This is a genomic window from Streptococcus hyointestinalis, from assembly GCF_011039275.1.
GTDB lineage: Bacteria > Bacillota > Bacilli > Lactobacillales > Streptococcaceae > Streptococcus > Streptococcus hyointestinalis_A.
In genome coordinates, this window is record NZ_JAAKGB010000001.1 from 2,062,708 (window position 1) to 2,084,043 (window position 21,336).

A 21,336-nucleotide genomic window follows, 5' to 3' on the forward strand; every position below is an offset into this window, starting at 1 on the left:
CCAGACAAAGTCTGGTTTTAATCTTCTAAACTAATATCAACCGCAAGTCCGTAGTGGTCACTCACAATCGGCGAATGCCCGCCGTCAAAAGATACGTAGGAAGTATTGACCGTGACGTCACGGCTGACAAAGACATGATCCATCATAAGCTCACGCTCATTGCCATCACTCAGCGTCTCAAGCACTGTAAAGTCTCCTCTACTGTCAGCTGCGATGGCGTGGCAGTCTTGCAAATGCAGAGGACTATTGATGACGAGCTGGTAGCCCTTACTATGCGTAGCTGCATTGAAATTTCCTAAAAGAATATAGGGCTTTGGTTTTTGAGCTAGGGCTTTTTCTAGGCGGTGCCACTCTTCCTCAAAGCCTGTACCTTCTTGGGATAAGTGAACATTGACAAAGGTGATGGTCTTGTTTTCGATAGTCGTTGTAGCAATCAGCACACGTCTGGTGTTGTAGTCATACTCATCGTCTCGGTTTGAAACGAGCAAATCCTGCGCTTCAAAAGGTGTCTTTGATAAAATGGCGACCCCTTCATTATACTCATCATAGCTGATATGATTGTAGACCCAAGACCAGTAGTAAGTCCTGCCGTGTTTTTTGAGGTAATTGACCAAGTACAAAGCGTAGTTGTCCTCATGCACTTTTGGAAAGTCAGACAGCGCTGTAAAGTGGTCTAAGTCACTAGCAACAGCCGTTTCGAGACGTTGGTTAATCTCCTGTAAACAGATAATGTCGTAGTCCACCTCTAGGATGTGCTCTGCTAAGTCAAACAAACGCTTTAGAGGGAGATTTTCCCTAAACGAATGAGCATTCAAGGTCAAACATTTCATATTGAGCTCCTTCTACCAGCTGGCGCTAACACCAAAATGGTCACTAAGAACTGGAGAGTTTTCCCCATCAAAGACGACTTGCGAGCGTTTGATAGAGACATCTAAGTTGGTAAAGATATAATCCACTTTCAGGTCGTGTTCATTGCCTTCCCAGCCATCAATATTGGCTTCGATAGTATGACTGCCTGAGGTTTCTTTGGCTACGGCATGGCTATCTTTCAAACCAAGCTTACTATCAAGTATCATTTGATAGCCCTCGTGTCCGTAAGGGTTGTTAAAATCTCCCATAATGATAACGGGCAAGTCTTTAGCTAGTAAAGCGTCTTCTAATTTTGCCCATTCGCCTTGGAAGCCCTTGTCCCACCATGATAGGTGAACGCTGAGCGCTAAAACAGGCTTTTGATTAAGCTCAGTCTTGACCGCCAAGGCTCTGCGGGTATGGTAGTCCGTCTCCTTATCCACATCCGATACCAAAATGTCAAAGGCTTCAATCGGCTCCTTAGACAAAATCGCAACACCTTCGTGGTACTTGTCATAGCCGATATGATTATAAGCCCAAGACCAATAGTAGGTTTTCCCCTTGTCTAACAGCGCTAAAACGAGTAGTAAAGCGTAGTTGTCCACATGAATAGCCGGTGAGCTGTCAAGTCCTTGATAGTTAGGCACTTTCGTTGCGACTTGACTGGTCATTTCTTGATTGATTTCTTGCAAGCAAATGAGGTCATAGTCGTTTGCTAGGATATCATCTGTCAGCTTTGCTAATTTATCTAGGGGATTGTCTTCCATCCAAGAATGCGTATTGAGAGTTAGAACTTTTGTCATGTCATGTCCTCGCTAATTTATTTACCTTTTATTCTACACCATTAGAGGCCTATCGTCACTTAAAAATAGAAAGAAGAGCCTAGAACAAACTGCTCCAGACTCGACATTCATTATACACTTGATGATTAGAGCTCAACGGTTGCGACTGGTGTTTTCGCTGCTTGTTTACCTTCTTTATCGAGTGTCACGCTCTTAATTTCAGCAGTGTTTGTAAAGGCAACGATGATTGTTGTTTCACGTCCTGCTGCTTTGATGGCGTCAAGGTCAGCCACAAGGAGCAAGTCACCTGCTTCAACACGTTGTCCGTCTGATACTTTAGCAGAGAATGGCGCACCATTTAGCGCAACGGTATCAAGACCAACGTGTACAAGCACTTCAAGACCATTGTCTGTGAGTAAGCCAAGAGCATGTTTTGTTGGGAAGACGCTAGTGACAAGTCCAGAAACTGGTGCGTAGACATTGCCATTTTCAGGCTCAACAGCAAAACCATCACCCATCATTTTTTGTGAGAAGACTGGGTCTTTGACAGCTGTGATAGGGATAACCTCACCATCTGATACAGAGACAACAGTATCTTTCACACCTTTGAATTGGCTAGCTTCAGGAGATTTGTCCTCAACCTTTTCAAGGTCAATCGTTGGGATGTCAACACCTGAGTCAAGAAGGTCTTGGATATCAGATTTCAAAACGTCAGCTTTTGGTCCATAAACCGCTTGGACACCTGAACCTTTGATGATAAGTCCCATAGCACCTGCACGTTTCCATGCGTCCTCGCTACCGACTTTTTCAACATCATTAACCGTTACACGAAGACGTGTCATACATGCGTCAACGTCAGCGATGTTTCCTTTACCACCAAGAAGGTTGATAATAGTGACAACTTGTGAGTTAACAGGAACGTCAACACCAGCAGTGGCAGTGTCAGTTGTAACGTCAGAATCGTCGTAGTTACCGTTACGTCCTGATGTTGCAAGGTTGAATTTCTTAATCATGAAGTTAGAGATGAAGTACATGATAACACCAAAGAGGACTGTTACCCAAATGAAGTTCAAGACATCTCCTAACAAACCAGCTTTAATCGCCATTGGCACACGAGTCAAGAACTCGATATTACCAAATGAGTGAACACGCAAGTGAACGAGATCCGCCATAGCAAAGGCACAACCTTGAACAACGGCGTAAACAAGATAAAGTGGAAGCGCTGCAAACATGAACATGTACTCGATAGGTTCAGTTACCCCTGTCAAGAATGTTGCTACCGCAGCAGAGAGGAACATAGATTTGTATTTACGTTTTTTGTCGTCATCAACATTGCGGTACATAGCAAGGGTAAGTCCCATAAGGATACCAGAAGCACCGATCATTTGACCGACTTTGAAACGAGCTGGAGTGACAGTATGTAAAAGATCATTGTAAGCTGCAGTGTTTCCTGAACCTTTAAGGTTGATAAGGTCAGTTACCCAAGCAAGCCACAATGGGTCTTGACCGAGCACTTGTGTCCCTTTTGCAGCTCCTGTTAGGACGGTGTAAGTACCACCCAACTGCGTATAGTTCATTGGGATTGTCAACATGTGGTGCAATCCAAATGGAAGAAGCAAACGCTCTAGCGTACCATATAGGAATGGTGCCAAGAATGGTGCTGTATCTTGTGAGCTTGCAATCCACATACCAAAGCCGTTGATACCAGCTTGGATAAGTGGCCAAACGATAGCAAGAACAAGCGCTACGATTGTAGAACGTAGGATAACAACGAATGGAACGAAACGTTTCCCATTGAAGAATGAGAGAGCGTCTGGAAGTTTACGGAAGTTGTAGTATTTGTTGTAAGCTGTCGCACCAACAAAACCAGAGATGATACCAACAAAGACACCCATGTTAAGCGCTGGTTGACCAAGCACGTTGATGAAGTAGTCTGAGACGTGCATTGCTTGACCAAAGACATTGTGGACAGTACCTTTACCTGAAGCGATTTGGTCAACGCTAACACCGTAGAAGTGACCTGTAATCAAGTTAATCAAGATAAAGGCAATACCTGCGGCAAAAGCACCACCTGAGCGCTCTTTTGCCCAGCTACCACCGATAGCTAGTGCAAATAAGATGTGCAAGTTGTTGATAATCCCCCAACCGATTTGGGCAATGATGTTACCAACTGTTGCAAGAATTTGTGAGTTAGCATTGATAAGCGGTAGTGAGTTACCGATACTAACCATCAAACCAGCCGCTGGCATAACGGCGATAACGACCATTAAGGCTTTACCAAATTTTTGCCAGAATTCAAAGCTGGTCAAATTTTTGAACAACTGTTTCATAATAGAACTCCTTTTCGGGTTGCGTCTAGTTTATTGTTGTGCAACCGTTTGCATTTCTTGATACTATTTTACCACATTTTTGTAATTTGTAAACCTTTTCGAGGTAAAAAATTGTTATTTTTTAAATTTTTTGACTTGTAATGGATTTTATAACATCAAAAAAAGCCCTTTTTAAGGGCTAAATAAACATTAACGATTGAGTTCTAAAGCGTAGCTGATAGCAGATAGAGCATACAGTGGAGCCGTTTCCGTACGCAGAATACGAGGTCCTAAGCCAACCAGCAAACCACCTACTTTTTGGTAAGCTGCTATCTCATCAGGAGAAATGCCGCCTTCTGGACCAAAAATCAAAAGAACCTTACTATTTGCTTCTAATTGTTGGAGAGCGTTCGCAAATGCCGAGTGCTCTCCTGCCTTTGCAGACTCCTCATAAGCCACCAAAATAAGGTCAAATTGTGCAAGTTCTTGCATAAAATTGTCCTTAGTTGCAAAGAATTGCACACTAGGAAGGTGATTGCGTTTGCTCTGCTCAGCGGCTCCTTGAACAATTTTCTCAAGCTTCTCCTGACGTTTGGTGAGTTTTTTCTTGTCCCATTTGACCACTGACCAGTCTGCTGGATATGCCCAGAGGCTTGCCATGCCGAGCTCTGTCCCTTTTTGAGCGACTAAGTCCAGCTTATCGCCCTTTGGAAAGCCCATAGCAATAGTGACCTCAACAGGCAGCTCAGCATTTTCATCTAAATCCTTGACCAGCTCAAACTGGTGTCGCTCGCTATCGACCACCCTAGCTAGGCGCTTGATACCATCTTCAAAGACCAAAACGACCTCATCATCTGTGCTAAGACGCATGACAGCAAACATGTGTTTGAGCGTTTCCTTGTCTGTGATGGTGATGGGATTTTCTAGCTTCTGCTTGATAAAATACTGCTGCATGCTACCCTCCGATAACGCCAGAGATGTCGTCAGTTTTCTTAAAAACAAGCGCATTCCACTCGCCTTGGATGAGGTGGGTTTCAAGGAAAAAGCCAGCTTCTTGCGTTGCGGCTACAACCATCTCCAGCTTATCAGCGATAATCCCTGACATAATCAAATACCCTTCATCCTTGACCAAGCGATAAGCGTCCTCCACAAGATTAACCAAAATATCAGCTAGGATATTAGCGACAATGACATCAGCCTCTTGTGTAATACCATTTAAAAGGTCGTTTGCTGAGACGTGGATATTGTCTGTATTGCTGTTGAGGTCGATATTTTCCTGCGCAACACGCACAGCAACTTCATCAAGGTCATAGGCGTAAATCTCCTTGGCACCTAAAAGCGAGCTCGCAATCGAGAGCACGCCAGAGCCTGTCCCCACATCAAGCACCGTCTCACCTCCACGCAGAACCTGTGACAGCGCAAAAAGACTCATCTTTGTCGTCGGGTGCGTCCCTGTCCCAAACGCCATACCAGGGTCAAGGCGAATGACCTTCTCACCTGCAGTCGGCTCATAGTCTGTCCAGCTCGGTACAATGGTCAAATCGTGTGTGATACGAGTCGGCTCATAGTATTTCTTCCAATTCTCCGCCCAGTCCTCCTCATCCAAGGTCTGACTACTGAGCATAGCAGAACTTGCTAAGAGCCCCATTCTCTCAAGCTCAGCTAAGCGTTCTTGTAACTGAGAGGTGACTTCTGCTAAATCGAGGGTATCTGGGTAGTAAGCCGTGATAGCAATGGTTTCATTTTGCTCCACTTCTGGGAAAATCTCGCCGTAGCGGTCTTCTTGCCCCACATAGTCTGCGCTATCAGCGATAGCAACCCCTTGACTCCCTAGCTCAATCAAGAGATTTGAGACCAGCTCTTCTGCCTCACGGCTTACCCTAATCGTCACTTCTTGCCATGTTTCCATCTCTATCTACTCCTTTACTCTAATATCTCGGATAAGGATAAAAGTCGGTCTCATCAAGAGCGTTTTTGCCCTCCTCAAAAGCCGCTTCATCCCATGTCATGGTAAACTCTTCCTGACTCTCATCCTCTAGAAAATCTAAAATACCATCCAGCCCTTGGTCAGCTGTTTCTTGTAAAAATGCCGCAAAGTAAGCCAAAAATTCCCTAGAATAGCCTTTTTTAGGCAAAAAAGGAAGAGCCACCAGATAATCAGACGCTTCAAAGCGAGACTTGCTCGGGTCATAAAAGATAACAAACTCCTCTAGAGCAATATCGCCATCCAAAACCTCGCCATCAGCTGTCATGGTCGCAATCTTTTCGGTATTTGCCGCATCAAGGATAAAACTCAACTCCACTGCGTGGTTGCGCTTATCCCAGTTCAGCTCATAATCGTAAGAAAACCCCTTATCCAACTCTTCTTCTAACACTGATAAAAAGCCATATTTAGCCATTGTTGTCCTCAATTCCTTCGTTCTTAACTCTAATTCTACCACAGTTTTTGTTATAATAGAATATAGAAAGGTCTTTAGTGACTTTTACAAACGCAAAGGACAATAACGTATGCCAAATAATCTTGCACTGCGGATGAGACCTCGCACGATTGATCAGGTGATTGGGCAACAGCACTTGGTTGGTGAGGGGAAGATTATCCGCCGAATGATTGAAGCGAATCGCCTGAGTTCCATGATTCTCTATGGTCCGCCAGGTATCGGCAAAACCTCTATCGCCTCTGCTATCGCAGGAACCAGCGACTATGCTTTTAGAACCTTCAATGCTACGACGGACAATAAAAAACGTCTGCAGGAAATCGCTGAGGAAGCCAAATTTTCTGGCGGCTTGGTGCTGCTGCTTGATGAGATTCACAGGCTTGACAAGACCAAGCAGGACTTTTTGCTGCCACTCCTTGAGAATGGCAATATCATCATGATTGGAGCGACCACTGAAAATCCTTTTTTCTCCGTCACACCCGCTATTCGTAGCCGTGTGCAGATTTTTGAGCTGGAGCCATTGACCGTTGAAGAGGTCAAAACAGCACTCAAAATAGCCCTGTCTGACAAGGAGCGTGGCTTTGACTTTGATATTAGACTAGATGATGAGGCGCTCGACTTCATCGCAACAGCGACCAACGGAGACCTGCGCTCAGCGCTCAATTCTCTTGACCTTGCGGTCATGTCGACTAAGGAGGGTAAGGACGGCACTCGCCACATCACTCTTGACACCGTTGAAAATAGTTTACAGCGTAGCTACATTACCATGGACAAGGACGGGGATGGGCACTATGATGTGCTGTCTGCTCTACAAAAGTCCATCCGTGGCAGCGATGTCAATGCTAGTCTCCACTACGCTGCACGCCTCATTGAAGCAGGGGATTTGCCCAGTCTTGCTCGGCGCTTGATTGTCATCGCTTATGAGGATATCGGTCTTGCCAACCCAGACGCTCAAGTCCACACCGTGACCGCCCTTGAAGCCGCAAAGTCTATTGGTTTTCCCGAAGCCCGTATCTTGATTAGTAATGTCGTTATCGACCTTGCCTTATCACCAAAGTCAAATTCGGCTTATCTAGCCATGGACAAGGCTATCGCTGATTTGCACCAAAGCGGTGCACTGCCTATTCCAAGACATCTTCGCGACGGGCACTATGCTGGTAGCAAAGACCTTGGCAATGCTCAAAACTACAAGTATCCGCACGATTACCCTGAAAAATGGGTGGCTCAGCAGTATTTGCCAGATAAGTTGCAAGGCAAAAACTACTTTGACCCCAACCACACAGGAAAATACGAGCGAGCTCTCGCTGCCAACAAAGAGCGTATCGACCATTTATCAAAGAATGAAAAGGGTAATGCGACTTTTTAGCAATCGTTTTCCAAAAAATAATATTTAGCACTTGAAATTTTCTGAGAAAGTGGTATTATAGAAACATAGAAATCTGCTGTGGCATACGAATTCATATCGAGTGTTGACCGACTATTTTTTGTATTTTCGGGAAACATAAGTCTTCTAACAGTATGCAAGCCGTCTCACACGGAAGCGACTGAAGTTAGAGCGAGTTGCCCACCTGCTTATTCTGTGCGGGTTCAATACAAAACGTGAATCACGGTGCCAATACAGCACCCAGCCTCCTTAGCTCAGTTGGTAGAGCAGTGGACTCTTAATCCATGGGTCACAGGTTCGAGCCCTGTAGGGGGCATATAAAATGCTTTGAAAGCCTTGTTTTAAAGGCTTTTTTCTTTTTTTGAGCTAACGACATGAATGGTAAAAAACTAGCCTCATTAGGAGACTAGTTTTTTCTTCTATTCTTATATTTTCTGTGGCGTCTACGCCAACGGTAGTAGTCTAAGGTTAGGAGGACCTTGTTTTTGATAGGGTAGTCGTGTTGGATGAACTTAGCACTTTCCCAGAAATGCTTGATACCTGGGGTTTGCCAGTTAGATTGGATTAGAAATTGCCCACGACTTCGCTCGTCCTGCTCCTCTCGACTGTAGAAAAATTTGCAAATTTTGGTCAAACGAATCGTTGGCTGAAAGTCATTTTCTGCGGTGTAGGGCTCTGTTGCGATATTGATAAGACCGCCTCGCAAAAGCTCTTGCCAAGCTCCACGGTTGGCGTGAAAATATTGGCGCATTGGCAGTTGCAAATCTCTTGGCAACTGCAAAATACGATGAGTGCCATTGAGCTCTTCAACCTCGACATAAAAGTAGATTTTTCGCTTTGCCATTTTAAGTTTTCTCAACTCTTCCGATATAATTTAGCCAAACCTTTTTCTTTTCGTTTTTTATTATACCATATCTAGCGGGAAATATATTATAATAAAGAAAACGACCTCACAAGGAGTCTTTATGGATTTAGGAGCTACTTTCAAACAACTACGGACATCACGTCATATCACTCTCAAGGAAGCTTGCAAAGACGATTTTTCACCCTCCATGTTATCTAGGTTCGAATCTGGGCAAAATGACCTTTCTGCAGATAAGTTTCTCACTGCACTGGAGCATATCCACACAGATGTCAATGAATTTTTGTACTTAGCTCATGGCTTTACACCATCTGCTTTTGCTGCATTGTTAGAAGCCATTTTCAATCTTGAAACACAGATGGATGTCGCTGGCTTAAGAGCCCTTTATGAGAGGGAAGCTGCTTTATCTTCTCGTGAACACGCTGTCAATGCTCTCGTCATCAAGGCACATCTCAAAGCACTAGACGATGGCGTCACTATGACCGAGAAAGAAAGTCGTTTTTTGCATGACTATCTGTTTGAGACAGAGATTTGGGGAAGATACGAGCTAGAGCTATTTGCCATTAGCACGCCCCTGCTTAGTGTTGAGCTCTTTAGCAGATATACACGGGAAATCTTGCGTAAAACAGATACTCTTGGCGATCTTCCAGAAAATCGTGCCATCATTCACACTATGCTCCTTAATGGCTTTCTACTCTCTATTGACGAGGAGGATTTTGACAATGCCACTTACTTTGACCAGCAGATAAAGAAACGCTTTTATCATGAAAAAGAAGCCTACTTTCGGATTGTCTACCTTTTTGCCCAAGGTTTGTTGACTTATAAAAAAGGGGATAAAGTGAATGGTACAAGGCAAATGCAAAAAGCTATCTCGATACTTGAAACTCTTGATTGCCAAAAGGCTGCAAGCTACTATCAAAGGTCACTAGACCTCTTACTACAGGCAGATAACTGACACCATTTAAAAAGAAGTGGTGTTTTTTTGAACATATGCAACTTTTTTAGCAAGCGTCCTCCCCTCGGCTATAATAAAGGCAAATAGAAAGGAGAGCTTGCCATGCATCTCATCATCAAAAATAAAGTCTACCGTCATTTGCTATTGTCACGTATCTTAGATAACCTCGGAGCTTCTCTCTACAATATCGTCTTTGTCGTTTATGCTGCTACTTGCTTTAAGTCGCAAATCATCGTCAGTATCGCCAATATCACCATGATGATACCCACTTTATTTAGTCTTTTGGTTGGGGTAAGAGCTGATAAAACCAAGCAAAAAGGGCGCTGGCTGATAACATGCGGCTTTGTCCAAGCTAGTCTTTTCACACTTGTTGGCTTTATCATTAACAAGCCAAGTCTTTTGGTCTTTGCCATTGTTTGCTTGGTCAATATCATCAGCGATTGTTTGAGTGACTACGCCAATGGCTTACGCTTGCCGATTTTGCAGAAACAAGTCGCTAAAGAGAACCTGGTTAGTGCCTATGCTAGTAGTCAGTTTGCTATCTATATCTGTAACCTTTTAGGTCAGACACTAGGCATTTGGTTACTAACGATTGCCAATCAACAGTTTGCTTTTATCGCCTTTATCAACGCACTATCCTTTATCCTAGCGTCACTAGTGCTATTTCCTATAAGACAGGACTTAACCTACCAGCATACTGCGCTAAAAGAAGAGATAAGCTCATCACCAAAGCAGGCAAAAGACTTGTTTTTGCAAGTCAAAACGATTTTTCAAGAGCAGGAAAGCGTCCATTTTATCCCGCTACTGCTTAGCATTATGCTGATCAATATGCTCGCTAGCGCTATGACGTCTATTTACAATATCATCTTACTCAAGAAACCCTTGTTAGGGCTTAGCTACAGTCAAGGTGTTTTGATAGTTGAGGTCGCTATGATTGGTGGGCTTTTAGTAGGAAGTCTGTCAACACGAGATTATTTCGCCAAACGCTCACTTAAAACTTTAGTCAGCCTTGCGGGATTTATGCTGCTTCTGACAGGGCTTAGTCAACTCTTTTCTCTACCAGCCATTTTTAGTTTATTATTTCTCTTTATAACTTGCTTTTTATCTGGAAAGGTCAACCCCAAGCTCAATGCGCTGCTATTAAGCCAATTGCCCAGCCAAGTCCTCGCTCGTGTGAGCAGTTTTCTGACCTTACTCTTTACCTTATCAGCTCCACTAGGTGTTGTCATTTTTAGCTTCATCACACCTTTTTCAGAAAAGCTGACTTGGCTCTTGTTTACAGGATTGGCTTTCCTCTCTGTTCTCTTCACCACACAAAAAAAGTTGAGCTAAGCTCAACTTTAACCGAGCACAAGAGCGTCGTCTGTTAGCTCTTGTCCGCTATTTTTGTGGAAGAGTTCCATCAACTGCGCAACGGTTAGGTTCTTTTTCTCCTCGCCAGAGATGTCCACAACGATTTTACCATGATAGAGCATGACAAGGCGGTTACCATAGGTGATGGCGTGCTCCATGTTGTGGGTAATCATGAGACTGGTGAGTTTTTGCTCTTTGACGATTTTATTGGTCAACTGCATAACCATCTCGCTGGTCTTAGGGTCTAGGGCAGCAGTGTGCTCGTCTAAGAGGAGTACTTTTGGTCGGACAAGGGTTGCCATAGACAGCGTCAAGGCTTGACGTTGCCCTCCTGAGAGAAAGGCAGCGTCGGTTTTGAGGCGGTTTTCTAAGCCCAAGCCAAGCTCACTCAGCACGCTCTTAAAGAGCTCACGCTCCTTATCAGTGACGGCATTTTTAAAGAAGCTGCGCTTCTTCCCACGACGAAAGGCTATCGCCATGTTTTCTTCGATGGTGAGATTGGTTGCTGTTCCCATACGAGGGTCTTGGAAAACACGGCTAATCGCTTTAGCACGCTTTTCAACAGAATCTTTTCGGATAGACTTGCCCTCGAGTCTAATATCGCCCTCATCAATGGTGACAAGTCCTGCAATACTGTTTAAAAGCGTTGATTTTCCAGCGCCATTTCCTCCGATAACGGAGATAAAGTCGCCTTCATTGATGGTCAAATCAAGCCCACGAAGGACATGATTTTCATTGACAGTGCCTTTTTCAAAGGTCTTGTGAATACCAGCAAGTTCCAGTAAAGCCATAACTAGTCACCTTCTTTCGTTAATGTTTTTGAGGGGCGCACGCCCAATTTGTTGCGCAACTCTGGGATGTAGAGAATAACCGCTAGAAGTATCGCTGACACCAGCTTAATCATCTGCGCTTCGATGTCGGTCGTTAGGATAAAGACGATAATCAAGCGGTAGATGACAGAGCCAAGCACCAATGACCACAAGCGTTTCCCAAGTGGCAAGTGCTTGATAATGACCTCAGCGAGGATGATTGAGGCTAAGCCGATAACGATAGTACCAACCCCCATGTTGAGGTCAGCATAGCCGTTGTTTTGCGCTAAGAGCGCTCCTGAGAGTGCGATGAGCCCATTTCCAATCATATAGCCTAAAATTTTCATACGGTCGACTTTGATACCGTTAGCCTGTCCCATAGCGACATTGTCTCCCGTCGCACGGAGCGCAAGTCCCAGCTGGGTGTTGAGGAAAAGATAAAGAACTAAAATCACCAAAACGACAAAGACACTACCAATCAGTAAAACCGAGCTGGTTCTATCCAAGCCAAGCTTTGCAACCATAGTCACAATCGTCTCATGTGTCGACAGATAGACGTTTGAGCTGCCTAGGATGAGGAGATTGACCGAATAAAGTCCTGTCAGTGTGATAATCCCTGTCAGAAGAGCTGGAATTTTCATCTTGGTATGCATGATACCTGAGACAAAACCAGCCAACATCCCGCCAAGCATGCCACAGAAAGTCGCTAAGATAGGATTGATGTCGTGCATGATACACAGCGCACAAACCGCAGCTCCCATCGGAAAAGCCCCCTCAGCAGACAAGTCTGCAATATCTAAAATACGAAAGGTGATGAACACCCCGATTGCCATAATGGACCATAACAGCCCTTGCGAAATCCCTGATAATACAATATCTAACATAAACATCCTCTACTTTTATTCTGTAATGTGACTCACGTCAATGCCCAAGAGTTTTGCCATTTTCTTGTTGACCACGACTTTGACGGCTTTAGGGTATTCAGCCGGTATCTCTGCTGGCTTTTTCCCTTTTAAGATCTGAATCGCCATCTTGGCAGTCTGACGTCCAAGGCTCTCATAGTCTGCTCCGTAGGTGAACAAGACCCCCTGCTCCACCACGTCCGCAGAACCTCCGATGACAGGCACTTTCATCTCCTTGGACAGTTCTGTCACGAGATTGATAGAGCTAACAATGGTGTTATCCGTTGGGATAAAGAGCGCATCGCTCTTAGACATGAGGCTCTTTGCCGTGTCTTGTACGTCGTTGGTGGATGAGATACCCTTGACCACTGTTTCGATACCTGCTTTTTTAAAGAGCTTTTTGGCTTGATTGACCTGCACCTCGGAGTTGCGCTCACTCGTGGTGTACATGATACCAACCTTCTTGACATTTGGCAGCACCTCTTTGAGCAACTCCACTTGCTTGGCAATCGGTGCCATATCACTGGTTCCTGTAGCGATACCGCCTGGGTGCTTCATGCTTTTGACAAGACTAGCAGACACAGGATCCGTCACATCGGTAAAGAGAATCGGAACATCCGTTGACAGACTCGCTAGCGACTGCGCAGCCGTTGTGGCAATCCCTAGCACAAGATCATTTTTTCGAATCAGCTTTTCAGAGATAGACTGAAGATTAGACTGATCACCTTGGGCGTTTTTATAGTCAATCACGATGTTTTTACCATTCACATAGCCCTCTTTTTTCAGCTCATCAATAAAGCCCTTTCTAGAAGCCGTCAAAGACGGGTGCTCCACATACTGCAAGATACCTATGTGCTTGGCATCCTTGTCAGCTGTTTTTTCACTCTCTGACGTGCTCGAACAGGCACTAAGCACTAACACAGCAGCACCCAGCGCTAACAATCCCTTTAGGAAACGTTTCATCATTTCTCCCTTTCTAAAATGCTATCAAAAAACCAGCTAGGTAGATAAACTAGCTGGTTAATGCCTATGTTTACATAGCAGTGACAGCCAGTTAGAAAACTTTTATCTAATCGGCTAATCATCACAAAAGGCTTTAGCTTCATAGATACAAACTCACAACGTCTGTACCTCATAGCTACAAACGTCTATCTAGAAACTAAAGTAATATCCCTTGCTCTTTACAATCACTGCTACTCTTGGCATTTCGTCCTCCTCACCTCACGGTGTAAAATGTCTAATAGTTAATATTACTATACCTTTATTTAAGAAACTTGTCAATAGATTTTTAAAGGATAAAACACTAGAAGTCACCTCCTAGTGTTTGTGATGTAGGGCAGCTAGCTTTAGTTGTAAATCGTCAATGACACGATTGACATTTTGTTGCCCTTTATAGATACCATAGCCAAAAAGCAGCATTCCTAGACACCCCACAGCAACTAGACCTATGCCGCTAAAGCGTAAGACTAGAGAGGCTTTTGAGAAATACAGAGCTACCACGCCTAGACCAGCTACAACAAAAAGTAAGCTAAACCAACGCTTGAGATTGTCAATCATGTGTTTTTGATAAGTGATTTCATTTTGATAACCTGATAGTAACTCTTTTTCAGTCATGATAACTCCTTTAGTATTTAAGTCCTGGATTGAAGAATCCTAGCAATACCCCAACAAAGGCAATAACCACTAACAGTAACATGACTTTGTTTGGTGAGATATTTTTCTTAGCCATCAACCACCAGCAAAATACGATAAACGAAGCGGTTAAAAGCCCTGGGTAAACAGCATCCAGTTGGTCTTGGAGAACTAGGAAGGCTTTTCCAGAAGAATTCTTTAATTGAAATGAGGTCTTTACAGATACCCATGTGGCAGCAACACCACCAATAACCATTCCCCCAACAATTCCGATAGCTCTTCTGATCGCTTGACCTTTTGGACCTACTAGAAATTCAACTGCCTTATCCCCTAACTCATAACCTTTGAAATAGGCAAACCGCATTCCAAAGTAAGCAAGCAAGTTCCAGACGATGATGTAGAAAATCGCACCTACGGGTGAGCCACCTGTTGACAGACCTAGGGCAATCCCAAGTAAAACAGGAATGAGTGTCCCTACAACAAGGGAGTCACCAATACCTGCAATAGGACCCATAAGCCCCGCACGCATCCCATTGATGGTCTCATCATCAACACCATCACCATTGGCTCTAGCTTCCTCAAGACCTGCTGTAATCCCTACAACAAGTGTCCCTAGTTGAGGCTCTGTATTGAAGAAAGCGGTATAGGTCTGCATGGCTTTTTTCTGCTCTTCCTTATCCGTGTATAACTCCTCAACGATAGGCAGCATAGAGGTCAGATAGCCAAAGGTTTGCATGTGTTCTTGTGAGAAACAGGTCAAGTGACCATAGTACCAGTGATGAAATGACTTGGCTAGTGTTTTTTTCGTGAGTCTTTTTCTTTCTGCCATCTTAGATATCCTCCTCATCATCTTCAAATGTAAAGCTGTCATCACTGACATTTTCTTTTTTTATCTTGACCATATCAATCTCAAAGAAGATAAGCGCAAAAATCAAGGAAATAACAGCACAAGATACCAAGTTAAGCACCAAAGAAGCAGCCAAGGTAAAGCCGACAAAGAAAGGAACGAAGTCTGTCCACTTTTCGACCAACTGTTTTAGGAGAATCGCAATCCCTACACATGGCAAGAGTGCCCCTACGGTAAACAATGTTTTCATAGGAATGCCGTCCATAGGAAGGGCGTGTTGCAAACTCGTAACCGCTGATGCTCCCCATTTACACATAATCAACGTTGGTAGGAAAGAGAAGAGAAAATGTGAAATCCAAGGGTAACCCCAGTCAACAGCGTATAACTTTTTGAACTTCCCTTCCTCAACCGCCTTCCAGCCGATGTGTTGCCAGACAAGGTTCATAGTAGCCGTTCCGTAGAAGAGAACAGTCCCTATCGTTCCAACTAGTGTCCCCATTGATTTTGCAAGGTCTGAGGCTTCTGATGAGTTTATAGAAATCCCTTGTGATTGGATGGCTACCATAGCAAGTGGAATACCGATATAAGACACAGCACGCACATCAGCAGATACGGTACCACCTGGTGTAACAAGGGCGATGTATACCAACTGCATAGCCACCCCGCAGATGATACCTAGCTTAATATCTCCTAAGATAAGCCCACACACCAATCCTCCAACCAAAGGACGCCCTAAGGTATAATTTCCGATACTAGAGCCACCCATACCAGGCATGGAAGCTAAACTTGCAAATAATCCTAACAAAGCAGCTTGTAACCAAGATATTGTCATTTTAAGCTCCTCTCTAAACGCTTTGTCCTTTTATCTGTTAATAACCAAATTTACTCTTGAAGTCTGACCAATAGCCGATTGAAACATCTGGCAATAACTGAAATTTCACCTTATAGCCTGCTTCTTCAATCGCTTGAAGGGCATCTGCTTCTTCTTGAGTAATAGATTGGTTATTGCCCAGTTTAATAGCACCTGGTCTGTCGTTTGCAGGTCCTACGATAATCTCCTTGACGTCATCTGGAACAAAGCCCTGATCTACCAAAATCTCCTTCATGTCAATAGGATTTTTAGTGATGAGGAAGTAGCGGCTATCAGAGTCTAAAACTTTTTGTGATTTTTGAGCAAAGGCTTCTTTTGTCCAAACAAAGGTCTTTTTATCAGAAGCTCCTTTATAAGCTTGGATTAACACCTTATTTTTAGCAGCAGCATCATTAACGGCAATCAAGCCATCGCAAGGATACTCTTTTGCCCAACGGGTAACGGTTTGTCCGTGAATCATACGGTCATCAATTCTTACAAATGAAACACTCATCTTTGTTCTCCTTTTTCTTTTGACACTTATCAAATATCATCGTCCAGCTCATCTTCACTAGAGACGACATCAAGCTCTCTCAATGCGGCACCTGCTTCGCCTAGGACGGTCTCGACAAATTCTTGCCCATCAAGCATATCCTTCATAACGACTGCGTTTATTGCCATCGGAAGGTTCATCCCTCCTAAAACAATCGCATCCTCCAAGTAGCCCAATTCATCTAGCACCTTGCAAGCTGCAGTCAAAGGACTGCCTCCGATGATGTCTGCAAGGACAATTACACGATCCTCTTCTTTTAGATGAGATAGAGACTGTCTAAAGTGACGTTCAAACTCATCAGTACTCATCCCATCTCTTAGCCCATTTGCAATCACATCACCTATCTTATCCTGTGCAAACATGGCGATGGATGTCTTGAGACCTGCTGCAAACTCACCATGGCTCACTAATAATAGATACCTCATAGCCTTCCTCCTTTAGTAACTTTATTGTACAAAAGAGAAACCGTTTTCTCTATGGAGGATTGTCATTTTCATCAGATGACAAATGTCATAACTTAAAAAATCCTAAAAGCGAATGCTTCTAGGATGAGTTGTCAGTCAATTCTTTTTCAATGGTGATTAAGTCGTTATCAACGGTTTGTTGCTTGAGCGCCTTGGTGATGAGATAGTCAGACTTGGCAAGAATATTTTGATAATCCTTGACCGTCGGCTGAGCCTGTGAATGCTTGAGGATATAATCAAGCGTGCTTGAAGTGACCACATTGGCTCCCAGATGGTCACTTTGAAATAATTGCTGCGTCTCTTTGCTGACCATGACTTTCTTGATGACAGAGGCGCCTTGAGAATACTTGACAAGGGACTGCTGGGTTTCATCTGATGTAAACTCGCTTAATAGCTGACTAGCAAGTCTAGCATGCCTTGTCTTGGCACCAATGGCTAATAAAGAGACCGATAACTGGCTCGCCTTGACATCTGAAGACGCAGCAGGAAGAGGCAAACACGTCCAAGAAAAAGTGGTATACTTGGCACTACGATAAGGATAAGGCTTGTAGGTGCGGTATTGCGCAAGCGTCATCGGCTTAAAGGCAACCTCACCTTGGTCAAAATCATTATCAGTTGCTTCTCTTGTCTCAATGTCTGAAAGCTGGTGAATATAATTGAGCGCTTTTTTCATCTGGGGAGTATTGATAGTGACGTCCCCATCCGCAGTCACAATCTGACCACCATAAGCTGCCAAAGCTGTTTGCCAATCGTATCCCGTCAAAGAATAGAGTTGCAAAGAGCCGTCTGTCGGGGTTAATCGCTTACAAATAGAGAGGAAAGTCGCCAAATCCCAGCCTTTTTGAGAAATGGCAATCCCCTTTTGGGCAAGGATGTCTGTATTGACACAAAGCATGGTAGGATTGCTCTCAAAAGGAAGCGCATATTGCTCCTTAACATAGCGTCCTGCTGCTAAGGCAGAAGGGTAAAAACGGTTGAGAACTCTCTTATCTCCGATGGAAAGACTGGAGAGGTTTTTTAGAGCGCCTATCGAGGCTAAGCGGCTAAAGTCATCATCAGGCACGATAAACACATCTGGCTCATTGCCACTGACGATTTTCTGCGCTAACCAGTCGGCATAATCCTTCTTTCGGATACCCGTTTCATAGACGACCTTGACCTTAGGGTGTTTTTTCTCAAAGCGAGCAATCGCCTCATCAATCACTTTGCTATTAGAAGAAGGCACACCCCAGCTACTATCAGCATAGGTCCCAAGCGTGAGCACTATCGTCTGCCCTTGATATAACCAGTAGCCAAGCACAGACAAGGCTACTAGCACTACACTCGCTACAAAAAGATACAAACGCCGTCTAGTCATCGCCATGCTCCACTTGATAAGAGGTCACACCTGCTTGAGTCGCCCAAATAGCCAGCTGCGTGCGGTCACGCAACTCTAGCTTAGCTAAAATAGCAGACAAGTAATTGCGCACTGTGCCCTCGGATAAAAACAAATCCGCTGCGATTTCTTTATTGGATTTGCCATAGGCGACATCCTTGACAATCTGCCACTCCACATCAGATAAATTCTCGACCTGCTTAGAGTCAACCTGAACAGTAAAGTTTGACTGCGCCATCTGTGAAAAAATCGTGACCACTTTACTTGCAATATCAGGATTGATCATGGCACCTCCACTGTAGACAGTGTGGATAGCCTTGTGCAATTCCTCTGTTGAGACGCCCTTTAGCAAATACCCTGACGCTCCATACTTAAGGGCACTAAAGATAAACTCGTCATCATCAAATGTCGTTAGGATGATAATCTTGATGTCACTGTAGCGCTCCTTGACACGCTTAGTACACAAGACACCATCAAGAACAGGCATTCTGACATCCATCAAAATCACATCTGGACGACTTGTTTTTAGTTTGTCTAAGACCTCCTCACCATCTGAAGCGCTCGCCACAACCTCTATGTCCTCAAATGAGGACAAAATAATGCCAAGCGACTCTCTGATAAGCTCTTGGTCATCAGCAATCAATACCTTAATCATAGTTGCTCTCCTTTTTGCTTTGGAATATCCACAATCGTTTTAAAGCCCTTGTCGTTAGAAAAAGTAACGCCAGCTCCGATAATCGCTAAGCGCTCACGCATCTGCGTCAAACCATAACCAAACTGCAGCGTCTCAAATCCGACACCATCATCTTGGATAATCAAGTGATAATGCTCATCACTAGTCATCTGGATAGTCACATGATGGGCATGCCCGTGACGAAGACTATTGGTGAGGGATTCTTGGATAACTCGAAAGATGATGTCTTCTTTAGTCACCTCTAAATCAACAGCACCCCACTGATAATCTAGTGTAATCTCTAAGTCTGACAACACCTCATAATCACGGATAATCTTCTCTAGCGCTACTTGTAGAGACTGCCCTTCAAGCGCACCTGGTCTTAGCTTTTCAATAGAGCGCCTCACGTCTTTGATACCTTCTCGAACCACTTCTGAGATGTTTTTCAGCTGCTTTTTGGCTCTACTTGGGTCAAGGTCAATCAGAACAAGCACGGCATCTATACCAGCAGAAATCCCTGTCAAAGCATGTCCTAGTGTATCATGTATCTCTCTTGCGATACGCTTTCTCTCCTTGTCCTTAGCGTTTTTCTCACTGATAGCAAGGTAGCTGTGCAGCTCTCTGTTTGCCTGCTCAGCCATGCGTAACTCTTCCTCGATTTTATGCGTTTCGGACACGGAGTAGATGATAGCTAGGATAAGATTGACAATAAAAATCATGACACTAAATGAATAGAGAAAAGACTTGATAAATAGCGTCAGCATGTGGTAGCGAGTCGGTAAAAAACTCAGATAGACCTCTAAGGTCGGTAATTTGACAACCATGGCTAAAATCTGGCTATTGGACAAGAGCAACATAGCAAAACTCAGTACCAAAAAGAGCACCCAGTAGCGCCTCTGCCTAGCCGTGTAAAAATCCGTATAAGTCTGGAAAATATCTAATAAAACCAGAAGAATAACGCCATTATAACTCCCCTGCAAAAAGCTAAAAGTCACTAGCAGCAAGCAAATCTCAAGAAACAAAAGCCACTCCTCATAAATGCTCTTTTCAAACAGAGACTGACGCAGATGGATGAGACCAAGTAAGAGCAAAAACGAGAAGATACTTCCTAAAAAGACCGTCGAAGGTGCTGTAGGAATGACCTCAACCTTATCGAGAAAAGCTTGACTAGCTCCCGTCTCGATGATATAGGTCGTACAGAGCAGGTACAAGGAAGCATGATAGATAACAGCAATAAGTGTTATCACAACAAAGCCTCTCCACAGCAGTGGACGTGATTTTGCATAGGTCATCATTGCCACCCCATCTCTACAGGACTATTGCGATCGTACCAAGACACCTTGATGGTGATGTTTTTGGCTACTTTCTTTCCCTTTACAAGGGAGTAAACAGAAGCTGCAGCACGTTTTCCCATGGTGATAGGCGACTGAGCAACGGTCCCTTTCAAAGCGTTTGTTTGACTGAGCAATTGCTTAAAGTCTCGTGAGCCGTCCACGCTATAAATGGCAACAGAGGTCAATCTATGCGACTGAATCGCAGCAAGGGCACCAAGAGCTGCTCGGTCATTTAGCGACATGACCGTATCAAAACTCACCCCACTTGCAATCACACGCTCAACCTGTGGCATGGCTACTTCTGTTTGCCCTTTTGTCTCTTTTCTTGCCACGATGTGATAGTTAGCATAGGGCGCTAGAGTGTCGACAAAACCTCGCACACGACTGCTGGCAGATACCGTTGTTTTATGCTCTAAAATCAATATCTGAGCACTCTTTTGATCCGCCATCAGATGCTTAGCAATAAGCACTCCTGCCTGATAATTGTCAGATACAATCGTTGTATCCGCTAGCTTTTTATCAGACAATTGCGTGTCAACAACGATGATTTTAATCCCTTTTTGCTTTGCCCTTTTCAAATAGCCTAGCAGCTTCTTGCTATGACTATCAACGGGGTTAATGATAATAGCATCCACTTTTTGCTTGATAAACAGCTCGATTTGCTGACACTGTTTTGTGACACTTAACTGTGGGTCACGTGTATAGACACGATTGCCTTGTCTTTCTAGCTTACGGACAATCTCGTCATTTACCACTTGATAAAAATCATTATTCATCGTCATATAAGTCGTCCCGACAGTCAGCCGATTAGGATTTAGCGCTTTTTGTTGTCCCCAAGCATATATCCCCAAAGTCAATAACACTGTGATACTAGTGATAACTACAGGAAATGATAACACCTTTTTCATACCAGCCTCTCCCCTAAAGCAAATGTCAAAGCGATTCTTGCTCTTATTATATCACAGAGA

General features: G+C 44.0%; 22 protein-coding genes, 1 tRNA gene and 1 other RNA gene. 5 read left to right on the plus strand and 19 right to left on the minus strand.

Annotated elements, in window-relative coordinates; all coding sequences use genetic code 11:
* Positions 1-17 precede the first annotated feature (17 nt).
* From G5B60_RS10455 to G5B60_RS10480, 6 genes are all read right to left on the minus strand, one after another.
* Positions 18-830 (minus strand): endonuclease/exonuclease/phosphatase family protein, encoded by an 813-nt coding sequence (locus G5B60_RS10455; protein WP_164683917.1) that lies wholly within the window; start codon positions 828-830, stop codon positions 18-20.
* 12 nt (positions 831-842) lie between these two features.
* Positions 843-1,652 (minus strand): endonuclease/exonuclease/phosphatase family protein, encoded by an 810-nt coding sequence (locus G5B60_RS10460; protein WP_164683918.1) that lies wholly within the window; start codon positions 1,650-1,652, stop codon positions 843-845.
* A gap of 125 nt (positions 1,653-1,777) precedes the next feature.
* Positions 1,778-3,961, minus strand: a complete 2,184-nt coding sequence (locus G5B60_RS10465; protein WP_164683919.1) for a PTS transporter subunit IIBC — start codon at positions 3,959-3,961, stop codon at positions 1,778-1,780.
* A 189-nt stretch (positions 3,962-4,150) separates the two neighbouring features.
* Positions 4,151-4,894 carry a 16S rRNA (uracil(1498)-N(3))-methyltransferase gene (locus G5B60_RS10470; RefSeq protein ID WP_164683920.1) on the minus strand — a complete coding sequence of 248 codons (744 nt, stop codon included), beginning with the start codon at positions 4,892-4,894 and terminating at the stop codon, positions 4,151-4,153.
* A 1-nt stretch (position 4,895) separates the two neighbouring features.
* Positions 4,896-5,849, minus strand: coding sequence for a 50S ribosomal protein L11 methyltransferase (gene prmA, locus G5B60_RS10475; protein ID WP_164683921.1), 954 nt, complete (start codon positions 5,847-5,849; stop codon positions 4,896-4,898).
* A 19-nt stretch (positions 5,850-5,868) separates the two neighbouring features.
* Positions 5,869-6,339 (minus strand): DUF3013 family protein, encoded by a 471-nt coding sequence (locus G5B60_RS10480; protein WP_164683922.1) that lies wholly within the window; start codon positions 6,337-6,339, stop codon positions 5,869-5,871.
* Positions 6,340-6,448: 109 nt separating this feature from the next.
* Here G5B60_RS10480 and G5B60_RS10485 point away from each other — a divergent pair, with 109 nt between their 5' ends.
* The 3 genes from G5B60_RS10485 (at position 6,449) to G5B60_RS10495 (ending at position 8,075) form a co-directional block, all read left to right on the plus strand.
* A complete protein-coding gene (locus G5B60_RS10485) occupies positions 6,449-7,741 on the plus strand; it encodes a replication-associated recombination protein A (RefSeq protein WP_164683923.1) in 1,293 nt (430 codons plus the stop codon).
* Between the two features lie 70 nt (positions 7,742-7,811).
* Positions 7,812-8,003: non-coding RNA, 6S RNA (ssrS, locus tag G5B60_RS10490), on the plus strand.
* Positions 8,003-8,075 (plus strand) — tRNA-Lys (locus G5B60_RS10495). Before ssrS ends, G5B60_RS10495 begins: the two co-directional genes overlap by 1 nt.
* Positions 8,076-8,165: 90 nt before the next feature.
* On the opposite strand, the gene G5B60_RS10500 is transcribed toward G5B60_RS10495, so the two are convergent.
* Entirely contained in the window at positions 8,166-8,603 is a 438-nt protein-coding gene (locus tag G5B60_RS10500; protein WP_164683924.1) for a DUF7679 family protein, read from the minus strand.
* A 121-nt stretch (positions 8,604-8,724) separates the two neighbouring features.
* On the opposite strand from G5B60_RS10500, the gene G5B60_RS10505 reads away from it, so the two are divergent.
* Together G5B60_RS10505 and G5B60_RS10510 are read left to right on the plus strand one after the other, a co-directional pair.
* Positions 8,725-9,576: an Rgg/GadR/MutR family transcriptional regulator gene (locus G5B60_RS10505; protein WP_241154534.1), complete on the plus strand. Its 852-nt coding sequence runs from the start codon at positions 8,725-8,727 to the stop codon at positions 9,574-9,576.
* Positions 9,577-9,678: 102 nt separating this feature from the next.
* Positions 9,679-10,908 (plus strand): MFS transporter, encoded by a 1,230-nt coding sequence (locus G5B60_RS10510; RefSeq protein WP_164683925.1) that lies wholly within the window; start codon positions 9,679-9,681, stop codon positions 10,906-10,908.
* Between the two features lie 8 nt (positions 10,909-10,916).
* Here G5B60_RS10510 and G5B60_RS10515 read toward each other — a convergent pair whose 3' ends face one another.
* The 12 genes from G5B60_RS10515 to G5B60_RS10565 form a co-directional block, all read right to left on the minus strand.
* Positions 10,917-11,720, minus strand: coding sequence for an ABC transporter ATP-binding protein (locus G5B60_RS10515; RefSeq protein ID WP_164683926.1), 804 nt, complete (start codon positions 11,718-11,720; stop codon positions 10,917-10,919).
* Between the two features lie 2 nt (positions 11,721-11,722).
* Positions 11,723-12,622, minus strand: coding sequence for an ABC transporter permease (locus tag G5B60_RS11505; protein WP_241154535.1), 900 nt, complete (start codon positions 12,620-12,622; stop codon positions 11,723-11,725).
* A gap of 15 nt (positions 12,623-12,637) precedes the next feature.
* Positions 12,638-13,606 (minus strand): ABC transporter substrate-binding protein, encoded by a 969-nt coding sequence (locus G5B60_RS11510; protein ID WP_421038554.1) that lies wholly within the window; start codon positions 13,604-13,606, stop codon positions 12,638-12,640.
* Between the two features lie 351 nt (positions 13,607-13,957).
* Positions 13,958-14,257: a DUF202 domain-containing protein gene (locus G5B60_RS10525; RefSeq protein ID WP_164684286.1), complete on the minus strand. Its 300-nt coding sequence runs from the start codon at positions 14,255-14,257 to the stop codon at positions 13,958-13,960.
* A gap of 7 nt (positions 14,258-14,264) precedes the next feature.
* Complete coding sequence (locus G5B60_RS10530) at positions 14,265-15,119, minus strand: PTS system mannose/fructose/sorbose family transporter subunit IID (RefSeq protein WP_430523661.1); 855 nt, start codon at positions 15,117-15,119, stop codon at positions 14,265-14,267.
* Entirely contained in the window at positions 15,103-15,951 is an 849-nt protein-coding gene (locus tag G5B60_RS10535) for a PTS mannose/fructose/sorbose/N-acetylgalactosamine transporter subunit IIC (protein ID WP_164683928.1), read from the minus strand. Before G5B60_RS10535 ends, G5B60_RS10530 begins: the two co-directional genes overlap by 17 nt.
* Positions 15,952-15,988: 37 nt before the next feature.
* Positions 15,989-16,483: a PTS system mannose/fructose/N-acetylgalactosamine-transporter subunit IIB gene (locus G5B60_RS10540; protein WP_164683929.1), complete on the minus strand. Its 495-nt coding sequence runs from the start codon at positions 16,481-16,483 to the stop codon at positions 15,989-15,991.
* Positions 16,484-16,512: 29 nt separating this feature from the next.
* Positions 16,513-16,947, minus strand: a complete 435-nt coding sequence (locus G5B60_RS10545) for a PTS sugar transporter subunit IIA (RefSeq protein ID WP_164683930.1) — start codon at positions 16,945-16,947, stop codon at positions 16,513-16,515.
* Positions 16,948-17,065: 118 nt separating this feature from the next.
* Positions 17,066-18,343: an ABC transporter substrate-binding protein gene (locus G5B60_RS10550; protein ID WP_164683931.1), complete on the minus strand. Its 1,278-nt coding sequence runs from the start codon at positions 18,341-18,343 to the stop codon at positions 17,066-17,068.
* The gene (locus tag G5B60_RS10555; protein WP_164683932.1) at positions 18,336-19,016 is read right to left on the minus strand and encodes a response regulator transcription factor; all 681 of its coding nucleotides are present in this window, start codon (positions 19,014-19,016) and stop codon (positions 18,336-18,338) included. Before G5B60_RS10555 ends, G5B60_RS10550 begins: the two co-directional genes overlap by 8 nt.
* Entirely contained in the window at positions 19,013-20,335 is a 1,323-nt protein-coding gene (locus G5B60_RS10560) for a sensor histidine kinase (protein WP_430523650.1), read from the minus strand. Before G5B60_RS10560 ends, G5B60_RS10555 begins: the two co-directional genes overlap by 4 nt.
* Positions 20,326-21,276, minus strand: a complete 951-nt coding sequence (locus G5B60_RS10565; protein WP_164683934.1) for a sugar ABC transporter substrate-binding protein — start codon at positions 21,274-21,276, stop codon at positions 20,326-20,328. The genes G5B60_RS10560 and G5B60_RS10565 overlap by 10 nt, the downstream gene beginning before the upstream one ends.
* Positions 21,277-21,336 lie beyond the last annotated feature (60 nt).